The 724-nt window shown below is 40.6% G+C and carries 2 protein-coding genes; both read left to right on the top strand.

Going from position 1 to position 724, the window contains the following annotated elements:
• The first annotated feature begins 40 nt into the window (after positions 1-40).
• On the top strand, positions 41-406 hold the full coding sequence (locus DYY66_RS00110; protein ID WP_218583536.1) for a hypothetical protein: 366 nt from the start codon (positions 41-43) through the stop codon (positions 404-406).
• Between the two features lie 42 nt (positions 407-448).
• Positions 449-724, top strand: a 276-nt coding sequence (locus tag DYY66_RS00105) for a GTPase (RefSeq protein ID WP_178085559.1), incomplete at its 3' end; no start/stop codon positions are given.

Raw genomic sequence — 724 nt, 5'->3', positions numbered from 1 at the left:
TCGTTGCATGCTTGCAGAACACCAGAGACTTTTCTAAGACATGGCGGACGATTTTGAGCAATTTCACAAGTCGCTCTTGGATCTGGTCAAGTCGTTTGAAAAGAAAAACGTTCTAATCAAGATGCACGCTGATACTGATTCCAATATAATCAGAATTTACGGCGAGCATTCAAGTGGACTAGATGTTGCAAAGACAGGCCTTGAGGAAATAGAAGAGCTTGCCCTTACAACTGCAGAGCATCACCCATACTGGGCATTGTTGTATAACGGCTCACAGATAATAAAACTCGTGCTTGAAAAATGGAACGATACACTCACCGAAGATGAAAAAAACCAGATCAAGTGGTATTCTGAAGAGATAAAAAATTCATCAAGTAATGTATCTCCCCATCACCATGATGAATAAACTACGGCAAAGATAAATAGCAAGCATCCATCAGATGAGGACATGCCAATCAAGATTGGCCTTTTAGGTAAGACTAACACCGGTAAGACTACATTTTTCAATGCAGCAACACTGGCAGGTGGAGAGGTCTCGACTTATCCATTTACAACAAAAAAACCAGAAAGGGCACTTGGAAATGCAATCACGCCATGTGTACATACAGAATTTAACATACAAGACAATCCTCAAAATTCAAAATGCACTGATGGCTGGAGATTTATTCCAATTGAGTTAATTGATCTTCCGGGACTGATAAAAGATGCATGGGCAGGCAAGGGA

This window comes from Candidatus Nitrosotalea sp. FS, assembly GCF_011319475.1.
Taxonomy (GTDB): domain Archaea; phylum Thermoproteota; class Nitrososphaeria; order Nitrososphaerales; family Nitrosopumilaceae; genus Nitrosotalea.
The sequence above is the reverse complement of the archived record's forward strand: the minus strand, read 5'-3'. Positions and strand labels throughout refer to the sequence as shown.